Source organism: Candidatus Nitrotoga arctica, assembly GCF_918378365.1.
Lineage (GTDB): Bacteria > Pseudomonadota > Gammaproteobacteria > Burkholderiales > Gallionellaceae > Nitrotoga > Nitrotoga arctica.
The window spans coordinates 1441867-1461064 of the sequence record NZ_OU912926.1 but is presented as its reverse complement, the minus strand read 5'-3'; the positions used below and the strand labels follow the sequence as shown (position 1 = coordinate 1461064).

10 protein-coding genes and 1 pseudogene are annotated in these 19198 nt (G+C 48.2%); 2 read left to right on the top strand and 9 right to left on the bottom strand.

Going from position 1 to position 19198, the window contains the following annotated elements; translation table 11 throughout:
* Positions 1–377 precede the first annotated feature (377 nt).
* The 4 genes from MKZ32_RS06485 to MKZ32_RS06470 all read right to left on the bottom strand — a co-directional run bounded on the left by MKZ32_RS06485 (position 378) and on the right by MKZ32_RS06470 (position 6902).
* Complete coding sequence (locus MKZ32_RS06485; RefSeq protein ID WP_239796524.1) at positions 378–1094, bottom strand: PepSY-associated TM helix domain-containing protein; 717 nt, start codon at positions 1092–1094, stop codon at positions 378–380.
* Between the two features lie 20 nt (positions 1095–1114).
* Positions 1115–1801: a Fe2+-dependent dioxygenase gene (locus MKZ32_RS06480; RefSeq protein WP_239796523.1), complete on the bottom strand. Its 687-nt coding sequence runs from the start codon at positions 1799–1801 to the stop codon at positions 1115–1117.
* Positions 1802–1822: 21 nt separating this feature from the next.
* On the bottom strand, positions 1823–4015 hold the full coding sequence (locus MKZ32_RS06475; RefSeq protein ID WP_239796522.1) for a TonB-dependent receptor: 2193 nt from the start codon (positions 4013–4015) through the stop codon (positions 1823–1825).
* Between the two features lie 439 nt (positions 4016–4454).
* Positions 4455–6902 (bottom strand): TonB-dependent siderophore receptor, encoded by a 2448-nt coding sequence (locus MKZ32_RS06470; protein WP_239796521.1) that lies wholly within the window; start codon positions 6900–6902, stop codon positions 4455–4457.
* A gap of 442 nt (positions 6903–7344) precedes the next feature.
* Here MKZ32_RS06470 and MKZ32_RS06465 point away from each other — a divergent pair.
* Positions 7345–7845 (top strand): annotated as a pseudogene (locus MKZ32_RS06465) (IS110 family transposase); the annotation flags it as partial.
* A 406-nt stretch (positions 7846–8251) separates the two neighbouring features.
* Positions 8252–8584: a DUF2325 domain-containing protein gene (locus MKZ32_RS06460; RefSeq protein WP_239796520.1), complete on the top strand. Its 333-nt coding sequence runs from the start codon at positions 8252–8254 to the stop codon at positions 8582–8584.
* 596 nt (positions 8585–9180) lie between these two features.
* On the opposite strand, the gene MKZ32_RS06455 is transcribed toward MKZ32_RS06460, so the two are convergent.
* From MKZ32_RS06455 to MKZ32_RS06435, 5 genes are all read right to left on the bottom strand, one after another.
* Positions 9181–9963 (bottom strand): PEP-CTERM sorting domain-containing protein, encoded by a 783-nt coding sequence (locus MKZ32_RS06455; RefSeq protein ID WP_239796519.1) that lies wholly within the window; start codon positions 9961–9963, stop codon positions 9181–9183.
* A gap of 216 nt (positions 9964–10179) precedes the next feature.
* Positions 10180–11610, bottom strand: a complete 1431-nt coding sequence (locus tag MKZ32_RS06450) for an efflux transporter outer membrane subunit (RefSeq protein WP_239796518.1) — start codon at positions 11608–11610, stop codon at positions 10180–10182.
* Between the two features lie 38 nt (positions 11611–11648).
* Complete coding sequence (locus MKZ32_RS06445; protein ID WP_239796517.1) at positions 11649–14762, bottom strand: multidrug efflux RND transporter permease subunit; 3114 nt, start codon at positions 14760–14762, stop codon at positions 11649–11651.
* A gap of 15 nt (positions 14763–14777) precedes the next feature.
* Positions 14778–17876 carry an MdtB/MuxB family multidrug efflux RND transporter permease subunit gene (locus MKZ32_RS06440; protein WP_239796516.1) on the bottom strand — a complete coding sequence of 1033 codons (3099 nt, stop codon included), beginning with the start codon at positions 17874–17876 and terminating at the stop codon, positions 14778–14780.
* The gene (locus tag MKZ32_RS06435; protein ID WP_239796515.1) at positions 17873–19177 is read right to left on the bottom strand and encodes an MdtA/MuxA family multidrug efflux RND transporter periplasmic adaptor subunit; all 1305 of its coding nucleotides are present in this window, start codon (positions 19175–19177) and stop codon (positions 17873–17875) included. Before MKZ32_RS06435 ends, MKZ32_RS06440 begins: the two co-directional genes overlap by 4 nt.
* Positions 19178–19198: the final 21 nt, after the last annotated feature.

Genomic DNA, 19198 nt, shown 5'->3' with positions numbered 1-19198 from the left:
TTATTATAAAAATCAACAAGTTATTAAATTAAAGACATGGATTAAACTGGGATTGCACGATGTCAGTGCAAGCCCAACCGGAATGTGTATGTAATTGGTGCATTTACAAAGCTCGACGGCCAACAGATGTTGAACCAGCGTCAGCGAGTGTGTGCAAGCAATGAGAACGCTGAAAGTCCGCGCCCTTTCCACTTGCATGCAGGAATGTTAAACAGGCAGCTTTGTCGTGACGCTTGGAGATTAGATATTGATTCAGACCGTGTTCGAGAGGTTGTTTGAACGCGGGGAGGGAGTTGACTGATGAGACAGACAGGTTTTAAAAAGTGCTCAGCTACGAAACGTAAATCTCTACGAAAACCGACTTACTCAGGGATTTCTTACATCAACTCCTGCATCGCAAAACCAATCAACAGCGTGAGCGATGTTAAGCCTATGCCGAAGCCGATCATGCGGCGGCGATTAAGCTGTGTCCAAAGTACAACACCCGTTAATGACAGCAGGATAATGCTTCCAGCCAACGTATCTGCGAGAAGAACCCAAGGTATGCCCACATTGTTACCTTTGTGCAGATTATTCAAAGTACCGAATATATTTTGGTCGCTACGCTTGACGGTGACGAAAGTGTTACCGACCCAATATTCCGCCTGCAGGTTGGCTTGCGGCGAGCTAAATGTAACCGTCCAGTGCGCAGGCTGTTTCAGGGTCTTATCACCCCATGCCACAGGCTTGGCCGGTTCACTACGCTCGCGCGAGGCAGGCCGATCGACCATCAATTCCTGTTGCAACCAGCTTGCCATTGCTTTCGAAGTGGTCGGTGCAGGAGTTGGTAACGGAATTTGCAGTGTCGTTTCTTGAACTTGCGCAGCCGGTATTTTCAGCACAGTGCGATGGTTTAGCAAGATTCCGGTCACTCCAAAGAGCAAGCCTATGGCCGCGCCCCAAAGTCCGATCCAGCCATGGGTCTTGCGCAACCATTTTAAAAAAACGGCACGCCGTGAACGAAGATCACGGTCTTTTGAATCAACCAAGTCATTATCAGCGCCTTTCGCTGCGCGGACATTGTGAGAGGTATTGAGTTGAACGATTGTCGTCATAGGGTTATTCAGAAAAATTCTTAGGGTGCACCCCACATGCGTATCAGGTTGTGATAACAACCAGTTAAATGGATACGCGCAGTTTCATCCGCATTGGCAGTATTCAGCCGTTGAATAGCGGTATCGAGATCGAACAGTAAAGTGCGCTGTCCATCATCAGCAATCAAACTTTGAACCCAGAAAAAACAGGCGGTACGCACGCCGCGTGTTATCGGCGTCACTCGATGCAGGCTGGTAGCCGGATAAATCAGCAAATCACCTGCCGCGAATTTCGCGTTGTGCATACCGTAAGTATCTTCAATCTGTAACTCACCCCCGTCGTATTCGTCGGGTGCAGAAAGAAATAAGGTGGCAGAGACATCAGTGCGGATTTTTTCACCTGTGCCCGGTATCAACCGCATACCACCATCGACATGGCTGCCAAAATACATGCCGCTTTCATATCGATTAAACATCGGAGGATAAACCCGATTTGGCAGCGTAGAACTAATAAAGAGGGGGTTGCGTTCGAGTTCGGCCAAAATCAAATCGCCTAACTCGTACGCAATAGGTGTATTTTCCGCGATCTGCAAATTACGCTTGACCGGCGCCCCTTGATGGCCTGCCGTCGCGCGACCATCGACCCATGCCTCCCCAGCGGTATCGAGCTTTTCTCGCACAAAGCGTACCTGTTCGACGCTCAATACCTCAGGAATTTGTACTAACATGGATCGTGGGCGCTGAGATGTTTAAAAGCGATGGGCAACGGTTATCAGTGCAGTACGTCCGCTTCCAGGTACCGAGCGCCCCCCATCTGATGGAATCAGTGAGCTGATATATTCCTTGTTGGTCAGATTAAGAAGGTTCAACCGGATATCATACTTAGGCAAATGATAGGCAACCGTGCCATCCCAGCGAGTGTAGCCAGCGGCAGAAACGACATTGGTGTTGCTGGCAAAGCGTGAGGACATATAGGTGGCCCCACCACCGGTTTCCCATTGTGGGGTGACTTTGTAGGTCGTCCATAACGTGGCCATGTCACGCGGCGTATTGGCCAGATCTTTTCCATTGGATCCCTCCAACGGTGAAGCTTGAGCAATCTTGGGGACAAGATGCGTGTAGCCGCCCATCAGTTGCCAGTCGCGCGTGATCCGACCCGCTGCACCAAACTCAAAACCGGTGACGCGCACGTTCCCATTAGAGATATAGATCCCGGGCGATACTTGTGAGCGCGAATTGGTCTTTTCAATATCGAATAAGGCCGACGTCAACGATAGATTGCCGCCCAGTACATCCCATTTGGTACCGACTTCGTAGGAACGACTTTTTTCTGGTGGTAAGGCTTGCGTACCAGCGGTTGCCGTCAGTTGTTCCAATGATGGGTTAAATGAGGTGCCATACGATGCATAGTACGATTGCACATTATCCGGTTGGTAAATCACGCCGCCCCGTACGCTGGTAAAACTCACCGTTTGATCGGCTCTAAGAAGCGGCGGGGTAGCGGTACTGACGGTGTTGGTCAGGTCCGCCTTGAAGCGATCCCAGCGCACACCGCCGACCACTTTCCATTGCTTGTTCAATTCGATCGTGTCGTTGATATATGCGCCCACTTGAGTAGCTTCTGCATCTGCGTTATTTCCGAACGTTTTCACGGAATTGGCGGGTGTCGAAATGTAGGCCGGATTGACTATCGATACGATGGGCAGGTTGCTACGGGCAGTAGTTTGAATGTTGGAGGTCTCACGGCTGAGTGCAACGCCGGCGATCATTGTATGCTTGAGGGTGCCGGTATCAAATTTTGCGATCAGATCGGTCTGATTATTGACTATTTCATTTTTAAGCAGGCGATCATGACTGGCGAACCTGTTAAACAATGAACTCAACGGCTGCGCAGTAATATTTCCAATGCCTGCGGTGGTTAGCGGGGTAAATACGTTACCGGCCATGGTGCCGATGGCGTTACCATATGATGTCTGTGCGTCAGTTCTGTAGTGGCTATATTGCAACTGATTACGCAGTGTCATGTTTGAATTCAACTTGTGTTCGACGAGGCCACTTAAAATAGCTGTATTTTGTACGGTCTTATCGTCTGTCAAGCCGTAAAAAGTATCGCGATTAACCTTGACCGGGCGGCCATTGACGGAGGGAATGCCGTAATCCACTATGTCGTTGTTGTGAGAGAGAATCGCTGACAGTGTGATTTCAGTCTGCGTGCCAATTCCAAAGCGCAGGGACGGTGCAATTCCAAAGTCTCTATTGACAATGACATCACGTGTCGTTTGCGCTTTTTGACCCATCATGACAATGCGGAACGCGGAAGTATCCGACAATTGACGGTTAAAGTCCCCCGTTGAACGCACCCCCCCATTGGTGTCGACGGTGCCGGTAACTTGATTTGCATCGCCTAATTGTGGCCGTTTACTGACCTGGTTGATCACGCCTCCGGTAGAACCGCGCCCAAACAGCATGGACGATGGACCTTTTAATACTTCGACCGACTCAAGATAGTAGGTGTCGCGATAATACTGACCACTGTCACGCATCCCATTGAGATACATGTCGGTACGTGCCGTGAAGCCGCGCAGGTTGATGTTGTTACCGATCTGCCCGCCTTCGGCGCCGCCTACGGTAATGCCGGGTACATTGCGTAAAGCCTCCGATAACGAAGCGATCGCCTGAGAGTCCATCAGGGCACGATTGATGACCGTGATTGTCTGCGGAATATCACGCAAGGGTGTCGGCGTTCTAAAACCCGCGAAAGAACTTGCTGCAAAATCGTCAGTCACCTTTTGACTGTTCACTTTAATTTCCGGCAATTGGGTGGCATCGATTGATTTATCGTTTTTGCCATCGTTTGTGGAGGTTTGTGCGAAGGCTGGGCTGTAGAGTTGTTGTAATGCCAGCGCTACCAGTAACACAGGACGTGTTTTTTTGAATCTCATGAGTTCCCCTGTTCTTTAAATAAAAAAAGGTGGCTGGCTGGTGAGAAAACACGTGGCTGGCTTCCAGATTAAGTGAAATTACGATTAATTGAATCCTGATTATCGTTTGTATAGAAACATTAAAATTGTTCTTTTATTCGTGTCGTGGTCACAATAAACTTGCAAAGTTGTAATGATTTTAAGTTGAGCTACCGTAGTTACATGGATCAATCTGTAGAGTCGGTTGTTAAATCTTCGGGCCGTTCGCCTTGAATTCGTCGAAGATTAAGCGAGTCCCATCAAGCTTAGCCTAGACCAATTTCAAACCCATTAATGGTCGCCCATAAAGAATACAAACAAGAACAATTTGTATTCTACTTCAGCTTGACGGGATTGTAAATTTTTATGATGCCCCGCCTGTGCGACGGGGGCTGATGTACCTTTTTGCTATCCTAAAAATCTAGAAATTAGCAATTAATGAAACTCTTGCAGCAAGAGGAGACCCTGGAGAAATATTGTTATTATTGTGGGCGGAAGCGTAATAATTTCTATCAAGCAGGTTTTCTATATTCAACTGAGCCCGCAGGTTTTTATCAATCTTGGCATATATAGCCGCATCTACTCGAGTGAAGCCCGGCAAACGAACTGTATTGTCAGTCGAAGTGTACATAGCACCACGATTTATAACACCAAGTCCAACACCCCATCTCGGGTTGATGTCATACCGGTTCCACAATGAGAATGTGTTCTTTGGAAGTTCCGCCAAGACGGCCCCTTCTTTGGCGGTAGAGGAAAGCGTGTTGGTAATTACCCCATCTTGGTAAGTATATCCCCCCATGACGCTCCAATCCGATGTAACTCGGCCGGCCAGACCTAACTCGAAGCCCTTATTACGCTGGCCACCGCCTAAATGAGAGATGGCTGCATTGTTCGGATCTGGAATAATCACATTGGTACGATCCAGCTGAAACAGGGCAGTAGTCAAAGCGAGGCCAGGACGGATATCCCACTTCGCTCCCACTTCCACATTTTTAAATTTTTCCGGTTCGAGCGCTTTGTTGGTCACCGTTAGTGAAGTAAGTTGTTCGCCGGCTCTGGGCACATATGACAAACTATAGCTTGTATAAATTGAGACTGTCTCGATTGGCTTGTAAACCAAGCCGACTCTTGGTGAGAAAAAATTATCCTTGGTATTTATGTCAAGAGCAGGAGCGGCGTTATTTTTGCGGAAATCCACTTCGATCCTATCGTAGCGCACTCCGAGAATTGCTTGTAATTGAGGCAATAGTTTAATCTGGTCTTGCAGATAAAGCGCTGTTTGTTTTGTGACACTATGATTATCACCATCTGAGGCCTGTGTCCTGAATGTGATTGGAACAGTCGTAATCGGGTTAGTAAGAGGTGCGGTAACCGATGTGGCTGTGTTATTGAAAAACCCGGTCCGACGTAGACTGTCTGTTTCCTGACGACCTACTTCGAGGCCAACTACCAGATCATGTTTCACCTTCCCTGTGTTCAGGGAAAACAAAAGGTCTGTCTGGTTGAAGAAATTATCTCGCTGAGTTGCTTCGCTGTAAGCATTAATCGCTACCGTGGTTCCAGCAGCATTTACAGCGTTTGGGTATACGTTCTGATAAAATTTGTCTTGAATAGCAAAACGTGTGCGGTTGCGGATCATTACTTCATCATTAAACTTATGCTCGATAAGCGCATTGGCTGCCTTAAGTTCTGTGTTCGCATTGCTTCGATCGGAATCACCAAAAAATGTTGACGCATTGGTTTTTAAAGGGCGTCCATTAAAGGAAGGGATACCTCGATCGGCTGTGCGGTCATCCTTGAAATATTCTGCATTGAGCACTACTTTGGTGTTATCACTAGGCATGATCGTAACAGTAGGATTGATTCCGTATCGTTTCAAATCCACGCCATTACGAAAACTGCCCGAATTTTCATACATGGTATTAAGACGAACTGCGGCAACGTCATTCACGCCCTGACCAACATCCAGTGCCACGCGCTTAGTATCAAACGAACCCGCTTGTACCGTGAGTTCACGTATCTGGTTCCAGTCCGCTTCTTTAATCACCCGGTTGATTACGCCCCCGGAGCCGCCCCGGCCAAAGATCATTCCATTGGGGCCCTTGAGTACTTCAACTCTTTCTATGTTGTAGATATCGCGAAAATACTGAACATCATCTCGTATGCCAGAAACAAAAAAGTCTCCTGTGGAGCGGTTACCCCGGAAAACCAAGGCATCCCGATTCCCTTCCCCTTGCGAAATCCCCATGCCCGGGACATAGCGCACTGTATCCGCCATGCTTTGTATAGCCTGATCTTTGATCATAGCCTGCGTCACAACAGATATAGATTGCGGTGTATCAAGCAGCGGCGTGTTTGTCTTGGTAGCTGTGGTGGTACTAGTTATTGTGTAACCAGTACTTGTGTTACTGGGGCTACTTTTTGCAGAGACCGATATTACTGGCAGCGTAGTTTCACTGTCGGTTGGCTCAGGGTTTGATTTAGATATTTGTGATTTTTTCACCATATACCCCTTACCCTGAGGCACTGCTTGCAGGCCACTATCATCAAGCAAATGCTTCAATCCATCCTGAACAGTGTAATTTCCCTGGAGTCCTTGTGTCGTTTTTCCACTGAGCAATGCAGGATCAGTGAAGACTTTAACGTCTGCCTGTTTTACAAAAAGAATCAGTGCAGTTTGCAACGACCCCGCGGAAATGTTGTATGTCTGCAAAGCTGTGCTGGCAACAATATTGGACTGCGCAACTGCAGCACCCGATAAACCAAAAGTGGCTACTCCAAAGCAGATTAATGCGCTATTCATTGCGATGACGAGCTTAGTTTGGCGATGGCTGCATCGAGTTTGGATGCCATCATGTTTTCGCGCCACGGTAGTAATGCATTTAAGGTTTCGGGTATACATTGTTGTTTCTCCAAATCAAAATTAATATCAAATCAAAAAATATCTGGTACGTAATGCACTACTTAGCGGCGGGTAATTCGATGTCACATACTTAAAACTGGTGCATCTAAACGGTACGTTTATTCTGAATGCTGGATGAGCACTTCGTCCTCATGCAAAACACGGCATCACTATGAATGCTTATTTCGATCAAGTATTTTTGCACTTATCAATACCAATCAGTGGAGCAATACCTAATTTACTCATAACTATTAATTCATCTAACATTACAAGTGATAATAGTTCGTGATTCTATTCTCATATTTAATGACATGCAAGATTCAGCCTTTATTCAAGGTGTATTGAGTTTGGAGGCGAATCGAATTTTAAACGGGACATGATTCTGAGCAGCTGAAATTCTGAATAGATCATGATAGAGATCGACATGGAAGAAGCAGGACTGCAAGCCTTAATGCAGATCTGGCTCGACGCTTGCGGTGTGGACACGGTCGCGATGGAATCCACGGGCGTGTACTGGATCCCTTTGTTCGAGCTTCTGGAATCGCGCGGTTTCAAAGTATTTCAGGTTAATGCGCGCCACGTCAAAAATGTCTCGGGCCGCAAGTCTGACCTGCTGGACTGTCAATGGTTGCAGCAACTTATGAGCTACGGTTTGCTTCGCGGCGCATTTCGTCCCACCGAAGCCGTGTGCGTATTGCGCTCTCTGTGGCGCCAGCGCGGGATGCTTTTGAGAAGCCAGGGCACGTATGTGCAGCGCATGCAAAAGACGCTCACGCAGATGAACATCCAGCTCACCAACGTCATCTCGGAGGTGGTCGTTGAAACGGGGCAAAAGATTTTGCGCGCAATTGTCGCTGGCGAGCGCGATGGTCAAGTGCTGGCCGCGATGAAGAACGGGCGCATTTCATCGCTAAGAATCGTTGGCAGCGGCACGCATTTCCATTTGGTATCAGATTTATTCCAGCCGTGCCACCTTTCAGAATCAAATAACCTTACCTTCAGCGGAATCGATCAACTTCAAAGTTTGAATTATTTACGCGCGTCTTCCATGCTTAAGTAATCAAAGAACTGTTATGGAGTAATTCATTTTTAAGTGTTTTTACGTCTATATTTTCCAAGAAAAAAGACTTTTAACCACCATAGTTCAATCTGTTAATCAGAGATCTATAAATCAGTAGTCCATCAATACCGTGTAATGGACTACTGAGCCACCAGTATCAATTGATAATTATTATCAATTGCATTGACAATTTAAATGATAATAGTTATTATTTGTATCTGTTAAATATTAAGCAATTCGTACAAGGGGTGAATACATGAACGCAATAGTAATTGGTGCGGATCGATTGGGAAATATTCCTGAACTGCTGTCTGATTGGAATATAAACATTACCCGTCATATTACCGGACGACATGTGGCACACCAGCGCAAACCGCATGGACTGCCTAGGAATACAGAACTGTTGATATTATTTACAGATTTCCTGGGGCATAATGTGATGCACCATTTTCGTAACTTGGCGCTAGTCCAAGGTATACCGTTTATTGCTTGCCGTCGATCTACAAGCTGCCTGGCACAGTCACTGGAGTGTTGTTTTAACCAAAAAACTGAAGAATCAAAATGTCCGAACTGTCCATTTCGACCTTGAATTTTTTGTTTTTTTGCCCAGCACCCACGCTACAAATGTATTTTCGACAATGCCATGAAAGCGCGGATGATGAAAACGCAATAACTCGAGCATTTCCCACAATCGTTCGCAGTAGCTATTTAGATGTTCGTCGCAGTTGGGCTTCTAACCAGAAGTATTTCCACAATAAACTGTAGCCTATTATTGATCCGGCACGACTTGAACTTGACTGCCGTTCGTGCTGAGCTTGTCGAAGCATAAGAAGCCATTCACATTTCGACAAGCTCAATGCGAACGACTTCTTGGATAAACGGTGCCGGATCAATAGACTCACAATTGTCCGTAGAACCGTCCAACTTAGATTATGTGAATAGAACTAACGGGTGTGGCAAAAGACATGTAGGTACATGTTCGAGTCGAATTCGATTGTCTAAGCAATTATGTCACCCAACAAAACCAGCATACGCAAAACCGCACGCAACTGGCCGAGTACCACCGATTTTAATTCGGTTGCCGACAAACGCCACAGTCATGATGCAACAGCGAACTCTTTGGCATCATGCTGTGGACGTAATATCAATAACAAGGCAAGAAAACAATCAAACCCTAAATACTGATTAACTTACGAACTTACGTCTACTGAATCCAAGTCCAGCTAGGCCAAGACCGAGAAGAGCGAGGGTAGTAGGTTCGGGAACAGTGACCAGTTTAGGAGGAACAGCTGTAAAAACAACCATATCTTGCGTTTTGTTAACATCACCGTCATTCAAATATGTAAGTTTGTAATTCCCTGGACCTCCTGCACCCAGGTTCTGTAGCCACTGGTTGGCCAGGATTCCGTAGGACGAACCCGCTGTGCCGCTATCCACCATGAAGCCTGTGTCTATCGTGCTGATGTGGTAGTGTCCTGATACGTCAGCTGTCCCGTAAGTAATTGCCCATACGGCCAATTGAAAGGCCGCTGACCCATCTTTATTGTCGAAAGTGCCATAAACTTGATTGGCCAATTGCCCTAGTTGATTCACTCTCGTCGCGGCATCTGGACGCAAAATACTTAATGCATTGGTAAGTTCAGCTGCGGTACCAACCGTATATTGAACATTGCTACCGTTCAACCAATGGTAAATGTCAACGCACCACGTATTGAATTGACCGGAGGTGGAAAAATCATATGAATGATCTAACGATGTGAAGCTGTCACCGCCAATTCCAACGCCAACAGGAACCGTATTGGAGTTAGGGTTGGGAGCGACTGTACCGTTAAAATAATAGCCAACGCCCCCGCTGCCAAAATTTGCTGAACCTTCATAAGCGACAGTAATTATGTCCGCTAGCACCGAGTGACTCCCCATCACAGCACTCATTAAACTAACTGCTATTAAGATTTGTTTAGATTTCATTTTTATCCCCAATTTTATTGTTCGCAATCTATATAAGCATTTATCATGCCATTATTTATAACTATTCTAAATTCAATGTATTATAAATTATGCGATTCACTACATTACCCGTTTTGTAAAATTTACTGACAAATATTTCTGCCCTTAAATTTGAGAAAGAGGAAGAATATTTTGCGCTCAAAATGGCAACATGAACGCATGGCACTCAGGCGACAACTAAATTGAACGTTCCCGCCAGTCCCCACCAAGTGCTTTGAGCAAGGCTGCATTGGCGACCAAGCTTCGGCCAATGATATTGAGGCTGCGTATGTCCGCATCAAGCGCTGTTGCCTGTGCTGTGACGACATTCAGGTAGCTTACTGTTCCAGCTATGTACTGGTTATTAAAGAGCGTAACGGATTCCTGCGCCGACTGTCTCGCTTCAAGTTGTACCTTGGCTTCTTCACTCAGGATGCGCAACGTAGAAAGATTGTCCTCAACTTCCTGAAATCCAGCCAGAACGATCTGGCGATAGTCAGCAACGCTTTTGTCAAATAAAGCAATTGCCTGCTCTTTTTGTGATGACCTCAACCCTCCGTCAAACACTGTGGCCGCAATGGTCGGCCCCAAAGACCATACTCGCCTTGGCAAGGATATTAAATTGGAAAGCAGTGAACTTTGATAACCAGTTGAGGCGCCAAGTATGAGAGATGGAAAAAATGCAGCTTGAGTAACGCCAATCTGGGCATTCGCAGCCTGAATGCGACGTTCCGCTGCGGCAATATCGGGGCGCCGCTCCAGCAATTCTGACGGAAGGCCCGCAGGAAATTCTGGCAAATTTGGCAAGATTGAACTAGGTTTTAGAAAAAAATTGGACGGGGCTTTACCGATCAGCACGGCGATCGCATGCTCAAACTGTGCCCTCTGCACACCCAGATCTATCGCCTGAGCTTGAGTAGATTTTAATTGTGTATCTGCTTGAACAACATCAGAACGTCCTGCAATGCCAGCTTCATAGCGATTTTGAGTAATTTGAAGCGACCGCTTATAGGCTATGGTTGTTTGTTCCAGTAATTTACGTTGTGCATCATTGATACGCAATTGAAAGTAAGTCTGTACCAACGTAGATTGAACACTTAGCAATGCTGATTGCAGGTCGGCAGCACTGGCTTCAGCTGAAGCTTGATTTAATTCAACAGTGCGCCCTATTCGTCCCCACAAATCGACCTCCCAGCTGGCACTCATTAATAACCGGTTCGTATCGGTAATCGCTGCGGTGGGATTACCTGGAATTGTTACCCCAGAATTGGTTGAGCTTGTGCCTTGTCCCCGAGTATGAGCAAAGTTTCCGGTCACTGTAGGGAAGTAACGTGCACGCGCAGCACCCAGAAGAGCGAGTGCCTGCCGGTATTGCGCTTCGGCGCTATGTATATTTTGGTTGGAGATTGCTACTTGTTGTACAAGCGCATTCAGCTGGATGTCACCATATACTTCCCACCATTTACCGCGCGGAGTGTGATCCCGCGGTTCTGCCAATTTCCAATGATTTGCCTCTTCCTTGAAAGTGGTTGGAGGTATGACATCAGGTTTTTTGTAGTCGGGTCCCACGGCACATCCGGTCAGGCTTAAAAATACCAGCACACAAATGATATTGTTAGTTTTTATCAATATAACTCCTGAAGTTGTTATCAATCCCTTTAAATTAGTCATAATTCTGTTTGTTGCGCAGTTTTCAGGGATTTAACTTGGGGCCGTTGCTTCCAAATTTTTTGACACCATAGCCCAAATCGATCGAGGTATAGATAGACCACCGGGGTCGTATACAACGTTAACAGTTGACTTAAAATCAACCCACCCACAATAGATATTCCCAGTGGTTGGCGCAATTCAGCACCCATGCCCGAGCCCAAGGCGAGCGGCAGTGCGCCAAACAAGGCAGCCATACTGGTCATCATGATTGGACGGAAACGTAATAAACAGGCTTCATAGATCGCATCACGTGGACTCAAGCCACGTTGCCGTTCGGCTTCAAGCGCAAAGTCGATCATCAAGATCGCATTCTTTTTGACAATGCCGATTAGAAGGATGACGCCAATCAACGCGATAATACTAAAATCCATCTTGAACGCGAGCAGCGCTAGAATCGCTCCTACTCCCGCCGACGGTAGCGTCGAAAGAATGGTTATAGGATGAATGTAGCTCTCATAAAGCATGCCGAGCACGAGGTATACTGCAACCAACGCGGCAAGGATAAGCAAAGGCTGTGTGGCGAGCGACATCTGAAAGGCTTTAGCTGTTCCCTGAAAGCTGCCATGTACAGAAGTAGGCACGCCGATCTTCGCCATTGCATCCTCAATTGCTCGCGTAGCATCTGAAAGCGACACGCCAACCGGGAGGTTAAATGAGATTGTTGAGGCTGCAAACTGACCTTGGTGATTAATCGCCAGTGGCGTCGCCGTTTCTTCCCAGCGGGCAAATGCAGCCAGTGGCACTTGCAGGCCTCCGGGGGCAATGAAGAACACGTCTTTCAGTGCTTCCGGGCTCTGTAAATATTGCGGAGCAGCTTCCATAACCACTCGATACTGGTTCAATGGGTTATATATCGTTGATACTTGGCGCTGACCGAATAAATCGTTCAATGTTGTATCGATAAGCCTCTGCGTCAATCCTAGCCGGGCAGCAGCATCGCGGTCGATGATCAGCGAAGTCTGCCCCCCTTTGTTTTGTTGGTCGGTGTTGACATCCGCAAGCTGTGGTAGCGAGCGCAATGCTTGGCGGATGATGGGTTCCCAGGTACGCAATTCATCAATCCCATCTGCCTGGAGTGTGTATTGGTATTGCGCGTTACCGGCACGACCACCGACGCTAATGTCCTGGACCGATTGCAGAAACAGGTTGGCACCGGGTTCATGGCCAAGCTTGCTGCGCAACCGGGCGATAACCTTGTCAGCGGATATCTGACGTTCAGCCAAAGGCTTTAGTCCAACGAACATTCGCCCAGTATTGACTTGCCCTCCCCCAGTAAAACCTACGACACTATCCACCGCAGGATCTTGCCCGACAATATTGACGAAAGTAGCAAGTTTGTCTCGCATGGCCTGGAAAGAAATGCTTTGGTCTGCCTGAATGGCTCCCGTCAGACGGCCGGTATCCTGCTGCGGGAAAAAGCCCTTGGGTATGACCGTGTAAAGATAAATATTAAGGCAAACTGTTGCCAAAAGTACGAATAGCATGAAGCGACCGTGAACGAGTGCCCAATCGAGCGATACTCGATAACCGTTCAATAGCGCATTGAAGATACGTTCATTTACCCGATAAAAACGTCCTTGCGATGACTCTGATCGTGGACGCAATAGCCGTGCACACATCATGGGTGTAACAGTCAACGAGACAACCAAGGATACTAGAATGGCTGCCGATAACGTAATAGCAAATTCTCGAAACAGTCGCCCGACGACACCGCCCATTAACAAAATCGGTATGAATACAGCGATCAAAGACAGACTCATTGATAATACCGTGAAGCTCACCTCGCGTGCCCCTTGAACAGCAGCTTTAAATGGCGAAAGACCGTTCTCGATGTGGCGAGAAATATTTTCCAGCATCACCACAGCATCATCCACCACAAATCCGGTACCGACGGTCAGGGCCATAAGCGAAATATTGTTCAGACTGAAACCGGCCAGATACATCACACCAAAGGTACCGATCAGCGATACCGAGACCGCAACGCTTGGGATGAGCGCAGCCCGGACGTCGCGCAGAAACAGAAATACAACCAATATCACCAGGGCGATCGAAATCAAAAGGGTGTGTTCGACTGCCTGCAACGATGCGCGAATGGTCGGCGTGCGGTCCGACGCCACAGACAGGGTCATTGCTGCTGGTATAGAAGCACGCAATAGGGGCAATAATTGCTTTACCTGATCTACCGTTTCAATGATATTGGCGCCCGGCTGGCGATTCAGGAGCAGCATCACGGCAGGTTTACCATTGACCAGTCCGGCATTTCGGATGTCCTGTACTGAATCCTCTACCTGAGCAATGTCGGCAAGACGAACGGGGGCGCCGTTACGATAAGCTACGATTGTCGGAAGATATTCGGCAGCAGTTTTGGCCTGATCGTTAGCCAGTATCTGCCAGCGCCGATCTTCGTTCTCAAGCGAGCCTTTAGGCCTGTTAGCGTTGGTAGCGACGATCGCAGCACGTACATCCTCTACGCCTATGCCATACTTGTTCAGGACATTCGGGTTGAGTGACACACGCACTGCAGGTAGTGAACTGCCCCCTACGGTCACCAGACCGATTCCTTTCAGTTGGGATATTTTTTGCGCGAGGATAGTCGATGCCGCATCGTACATTTGCCCTCGACTCATCGATTCTGAGGTAAGAGAAAGAATCATAATCGGCGCATCGGCCGGATTAACTTTACGGTAGAGTGGGTTGCTGGGAAGACCAGTGGGTAGTAGATTCCGCGTCGCGTTCATTGCCGCCTGAACATCACGCGCAGCACCATCGATATTGCGATCAAGATCGAATTGCAAAGTGATTCGGGTTGAACCAAGCGAACTAGACGAGCTGATCTCGGTAACACCGGCAATGAGGCCAAGCGATCGTTCAAGCGGTGTCGCCACCGTGGCAGCCATCGTTTCTGGACTGGCCCCCGGCAGTGTTGCCTGCACCGAGATTGTTGGAAAATCAACTTGTGGTAAGGCTGCTACAGGAAGCAATGTAAATGCAATTACCCCCGACAATACGATACCCAATGCCAATAGCGTCGTGGCAACCGGGCGGTTTATGAAGGTTTCAGATAAACTCATGGCAGCAAGATTAAGTTACACCTCAGATACGGTTGGCAGCTGGGGGGATGATTTGAAGCGCTGCGCCCACTGATCAAAGGCAAGGTAAATAACCGGCGTTGTAAATAGAGTCAGCACCTGACTTACCAGCAACCCTCCCACCATCGTGATACCCAGAGGATGGCGCAATTCGGACCCAACGCCGGTGCCGAGCATCAATGGAAGCGCGGCAAGCAAGGCACACATGGTCGTCATCAGAATCGGCCGAAAACGTAACAGGCAAGCTTCATAGATTGCCTCACGTGGTGTTTTACCATGGTTACGCTCTGCATCCAGTGCGAAGTCGATCATCATAATGGCATTTTTCTTAACGATACCAATTAGTAAAATGATACCGATGATACCGATTACTCCAAGGTCGGTGCGCGACAGCAACAGTGCTAATAATGCCCCCACGCCAGCGGAAGGAAGGGTGGATAGAATGGTGACTGGGTGAATATAACTCTCATAGAGTATCCCCAGAACAATATACATTGTAATAATTGCCGCAAGAATCAGTAGCAACATGTTGCTCAGAGAAGCTTGGAACGCCAGAGCAGCTCCCTGAAAACTGGTTTGAACGCTGACAGGTAGTCCAATTTCTTGTTCCGCAGCACGGATAGCCTTCACTGCGTTACCCAACGAAGCGCCAGGCGCCAAGTTAAAAGAAATAGTGGCGGCGGGAAACTGATCAATATGGTTGATAGACAGAGGTGTCGCACGTTCTGAAATACGAGCAATCGACGATAACGGCACCTGACTACCATTAAGCGATACGATGTAAATTCCATTCAGAGCCTCCGGCCCTCGCTGAAATTCAGGCTTAACTTCCAGCACTACGCGATACAAGCTGGATTGGGTGAATATGGTTGAGATAAGTCGTTGGCCAAAGGCATTGTATAGCGTGTTATCTATTGCCGCAGGCGTAATACCAAGTCGGCCAGCGGTATCGCGGTCGATCTCGACATAAGCCTGTAAGCCTTGGTCCTGAACATCACTGTTCACATCAATCAGTTCCGGCAATTTACGCAGACGCTCCAACAATTTGGGCGCCCATTCGGCTAGCTCGGCCGGATTGGCATCTTCGACACTGAACTGGTATTGAGTACTACTTACCCGCGTCTCAATAGTTAGATCCTGCACCGGTTGCATGTACATCTCTATTCCCTGCACCTGTGCCAGACTGTGTTGCAGGCGACGAATCACACCAGTGGCGTCAGTGTTGCGAGCGCTCTTTGGTTTGAGGTTAATCAGCATGCGACCACTGTTTAACGTGGCATTAGTGCCATCAACGCCGATAAATGACGACAAGCTCTCCACCGCAGGATCTTTCAGCACAACCTGAGCGAGTGCCTGTTGTCGTTCGGCCATCGCCGCGAAAGAAACAGACTGAGGGGCTTGGGTCATACCTTGAATCACTCCAGTGTCCTGCACCGGGAAAAAACCTTTAGGCACGAACATATAGAGCAGTACGGTAAGAACCAATGTGGCTCCCGCTACCAGCAACGTAGCTAACTGACGGTCAAGCACCCAGTTGAGCATGACCCCATAACGCGCAATCACCCTATCGAAAAAAACGCCACTCTTGCGGTAAAACCAACCTTGCTCGGCAGCAGGTATATGTCGCAACAATTTGGCACACATCATCGGCGTGAGGGTAAGCGATACAACGGCAGAAATCAGAATCGCCACCGCCAATGTGATAGCGAATTCGCGGAACAGCCGGCCGACTACATCTCCCATGAACAGCAGCGGAATCAGCACAGCGATTAGCGAAAAGGTCAACGAAATAATGGTAAAACTTATTTGCTCAGCGCCCTTGAGCGCCGCTTGCAAGGGCGAATCACCAGCCTCAATATAACGCGTGATATTCTCGATCATTACAATTGCGTCATCCACCACGAATCCGGTAGCAATAGTTAACGCCATCAGCGTTAAGTTATTGATGCTGAAACCCGCCAGATACATCACCCCAAAAGTGCCGATAAGCGACAGTGGCACGGCAATGCCGGGGATGATGGTGGCGTACACGTTACGTAAAAACAGAAAGATGACCATCACCACCAGTACGACAGAAAGCATCAACTCGAAACGGACATCTTCCACCGAGGCACGAATCGTAGTAGTTCGGTCGGTGAGAACCTTGACATTGATAGATCCAGGTAATGTAGCTTGCAGTTGCGGCAACAGCTTCTGGATGCGATCCACCGTTTCGATGACATTGGCCCCAGGTTGACGCCGAACATTTAGGATCACAGCCCGAGTTTGGTCAGCCCAAGCAGCAAGATGTGTGTTCTCGGCTCCATCAATGGTGTCGGCAATATCACTTAAACGAATCGGGGCACCATTGCGCCAAGCGATAATAAGATTTCGGTATTCTTCGGCTGATTTGAGTTGATCGTTGGCGTCCAGGGTTGAAGCCCGTGCCGCGCCATCAAAACTTCCTTTCGCAATGTTTACATTGGCATTTCCGATAGCAATGCGAATATCGTCGAGGTTTAGACCATTTGCAGCAAGTGATTTTGGATTGGCCTGAATACGAACCGCAGGCCGTTGACCGCCACCAATACTAACCAGGCCAACGCCAGGAAGCTGCGAAAGTTTCTGCGCCAGGCGCGTATCTACCAAGTCTTGCACTTTCGGCAGCGGCAGCGTTGCGGACGTAATCGCCAGCGTAACGATAGGCGCATCAGCGGGATTGACCTTGCTGTAAATCGGCGGCATCGGTAAATCAGTAGGCAGGAAAGAAGTAGCCGCGTTAATCGCTGCCTGCACTCCTTGTTCGGCAACATCAAGACTGAGATCGAGTCCGAACTGCAGGGTAATGACTGAGGCACCGCCTGAACTGCTGGAAGACATCTGGTTCAGACCGGGCATTTGACCGAATTGACGCTCCAATGGAGCGGTAATTGAGGATGTTGTGACGTCCGGGCTGGCACCGGGATAAAAAGTAGTCACCTGAATAGTCGGGTAATCAACCTCCGGCAAAGCTGAAACTGGCAATAACCGGTAGGCCAGCATTCCTGACAACAGGATGGCGACCATTAGCAGTGATGTTGCAACTGGCCGGATAATAAACAGACGTGAAGGGTTCATACCCCGCCTTTGCTCTCAGCCGGGGGATTGCGCCCATTTTGGCGCCTCTCACCTTGAGGCCTCTCACCTTGAGGCCTCTCACCTTGAGGCCTATTACCTCGAGACCTATCACCTCGAGGAGGGCCTTTGCTTTCTCCACCCTTCTCACCAGGGAAATTTATCTCCACTTTTGCGCCCGGACGCAGCTTGTCCGCACCGTCGATTACTACTTTCTCGCCAGGAACCAAACCCTTCTCGACCGCCACAATATTGCCCGAAATTGGTCCGAGCACGACAGGTCGCATGCTCACTGTTTTGCTCTCATCTACCACATAGAAAAAAGTTCCCTGTGTGCCACGCTGGGATGCTGAAGTCGGAATTACAGTAACTCCATGACGAGTTTCGATGCGCAAGTGAACATTGACAAATTGATTCGGGAAAAGAGCATTGTCAGAATTGGTGAATTCGGCCTTAAGCTTGACAGTTCCCGTTGTTGCATCAATCTGATTGTCAATTGTCAGCAACGTACCGATCGCCAACTTATTTTTATCATCACGATCCCAAGCTTCGACTGTCAGCTGTTGATTATCCTGAAGTTTGCTTATCACTACAGCAAGATTGTCCGAAGGAATTGAGAAAATAACAGTAATCGGCTGGGTCTGAGTAATAACCACCAAACCACCCGTATCCGTAACGCGAACCATGTTACCGGTGTCAACCAAACGCAGCCCAAGACGGCCGGCAATCGGTGCCGTAACGCGAGTAAAAGCAAGCTGTAATTTAGCGTTATCCACCAGAGCTCTATCCGTTTTCACCCCTCCCTCATATTGTCTTACCAGCGCTTCCTGCGCGTCGACCTGTTGCTTCGCGATAGAGTCCTTCGCCAACAAGCCGCGATAACGAGCCTGATCAAGCCGCGCATTGGCAAGTAACGCCTGATCCCGCATTAACTGTCCGTTCGCTTGATCAAGTTGCGACTGGAAAGAGCGCGGGTCAATTTCTGCAAGTAAATCTCCAATCTTCACGACTTGACCTTCACGGAAAGCAACTCGAACAAGCTGGCCGTCGACGCGTGGCTTAACCGTTACAGTGTTGCGTGCGGTAACAGTGCCCAATGCGTTAATCATCACATCGATGTCACCTGTCCGGGCGATTGCAACTGTCACCGGCACGGGTCGGTTTGCACCATCCCTGCCACCACGTCCCATTGGCGGCGTTTCCGTTAGCGTTTGCTTTTCCTGCTTCCCATATAATAAAAAGGTCGCAAGTACTCCGACGATCACTAAAACCCCGACCGTAATCCAAATGGCTTTATTCTTCATTCAGTTTCCTACCGTTAATTT